Source organism: Streptomyces sp. YS-3 (assembly GCF_045257485.1).
In the GTDB taxonomy this organism is placed as follows: Bacteria; Actinomycetota; Actinomycetes; order Streptomycetales; family Streptomycetaceae; genus Streptomyces.
Window position 1 is genome coordinate 1 of the sequence record NZ_JBJHPC010000850.1, and the last position, 2,186, is coordinate 2,186.

Consider the following 2,186-nt stretch of genomic DNA (forward strand, 5'->3'; position numbering starts at 1 on the left):
GCCCGCAGGACCCGACCGACAAGTACCCCCGGCCCGATCTGCCCCAGCAGGACCAGCAGCACCCCGGCTGGACCGGCCCGATGGACCCGCCGCCGGACCACGGTGAACAGTCGTACCGGGGCAGTGGTCTCCTGACCGACCGCAAGGCGGTCCTGACCGGCGGCGACTCCGGCATCGGGAGGGCGGTCGCCCTCGCCTACGCGCGCGAGGGCGCCGATGTGCTCTTCACCCACCTCCCGGAAGAGGAGGAGGACGCGCGCGAGACCGTGCGTCTGGTGGAGGAGGCGGGACGCCGGGCCGTGGCGGTGGTCTGCGACATCCGCGAGGAGCGGCAGTGCCGTGACCTCATCGACCGGGCGGTCGCCGAGTTCGGGCGCATCGACGTACTGGTCAACAACGCGGCGTATCAGATGGCGCAGTCCGACGGCATCGAAGCCATCACCACCGAGCAGTTCGACCGGGTCCTGCACACCAACCTGTACGGCATGTTCTGGCTGACCAAGATGGCGGTGCCGCACATCCCGTCGGGCGGATCCGTCATCAACACCACCTCGGTCCAGGCCTACCAGCCCAGCCCCCATCTGCTCGACTACGCCATGACCAAGGGCGCGATCGTCACCTTCACCAAGGGCCTGGCGCAGATGCTGGCCGAGCGCGGGATCCGGGTCAACGCCGTCGCGCCGGGACCGGTGTGGACGCCGCTCATCCCGGCGACGCTGCCGGACACCGCCGAGTTCGGCAAGCAGGCTCCGCTCGGGCGGCCCGCGCAGCCCGCCGAGATGGCACCGGCGTATGTGTTCCTCGCGTCCGAGCACGCCAGTTTCATCACCGCCGAAATCCTGAACGCCACCGGCGGCTCGCCGCTTCCCTAGTGCCGCGGCACTAGCCCCGGCGCGTGGACCGGTCGGGATACGGCGGACGGGACGCGCGGCCCTTCCCGTCGCCGTCGGCCGGGGAGCGCGCGCGAGTGACGGAGTGCGAACACGGGATGGAACGTTGAAAGATCTGCGCCAGGCCTCCCGCCAGTGGAGGCAGTGGGCAACCTGGGAGTGCGCGTCGGTGTTCCGGTCGGCGCGACGAGCGCTGGGCGGTCCGGGACCCGAGCGGGACACCGCCGTCCAGGCCCTCAAGGCAGCCGCGGCGGCGCTGATCGCCTGGGCGCTGGCGGGCTGGTGGTGGAAGGCGCCGATGGCGCTGCTGGCGCCCTGGACGGCGCTGCTGCTGGTGCAGAGCACCGTCTACCGGTCGCTGAAGACGGCGCTCCAGCAGTTCGTGGTCGTGGTGGTGGGTACGCTGCTGGCGGCCGGCGCCGGCCTGCTGATGGGCAACACCATGCTGGCCATGCTCGTCGTGCTCCCGGTGACGATGCTCTTCGGCTCGTACGCCCGGTTCGGCACCCAGGGCCTCAACGCGCCGACCGCCGCGCTGTTCGTCCTGGTCTACGGGACGTACTCGGGCTTCGCGATCGTCCACCGCTTCCTGGAGACGCTGCTCGGGGCGGTCATCGGGCTCACGGTCAACGCGCTCGTGCTGCCCCCGGTGCACTCCCGCAGCGTGCGCCACCTCCGCGCACGTCTGCCCGAGGAGAGCGCCGCGCTCCTGGACGCGGTCGCGGACGGGCTCGGTGACGGTGACTTCTCCCGCCAGGACGCCCAGGCCTGGCACGACCGGGCGCGGCGGCTCACCGACCATGTCACCGACCTGCGCACGGCCCGCCGTTGGTCGGACGAGAGCTACCGCTTCAACCCCGGCCACAAGCTGCGCCGCTCGGAACCGGCGCCGCCGGCCGCCGACTGGGACTTCGTCTGGGACCGGATCACGAGCCACGTCGAAGCGATCACCCGGACTCTTGCCGAGGCCCCCGAGGGACGGTCCGACGACGCGGTCCTGCCGGACCCGGCACCCGGCATCGTGGCCCGGCTGCTGCGCGCGGCCGGAGAGGTGTGCGCGCTCGACGACACGGCCGAGCGCCGCCCGGCCCACGAGGCGGGGGACGGCGAGGAGGAGCCCGGTGAGCGCGACCGCGAGCGGCGCGAGGCACTGCGCGGCGCGTACACCGCGCAGAGCGAGCTGACCTCACTGTTCCGCGAGCGCGGCGACGCACGGCAGGACGTACTCGCGGCCGTCACTGCGGACACGATCCGGCTGCTCGCGGATCTGTCGACGGTCGCGGGAGGGGGCTCGGA

General features: G+C 72.5%; 2 protein-coding genes. Both read left to right on the forward strand.

Annotated features, from left to right (window positions below; genetic code table 11):
• The coding region (locus tag ACJA3G_RS35525) for an SDR family oxidoreductase (protein ID WP_406557153.1) at positions 1-872 on the forward strand (872 nt) is incomplete at its 5' end.
• A 124-nt stretch (positions 873-996) separates the two neighbouring features.
• A partial coding sequence (locus tag ACJA3G_RS35530) for an FUSC family protein (RefSeq protein WP_406557154.1) occupies positions 997-2,186 on the forward strand: 1,190 nt, incomplete at its 3' end.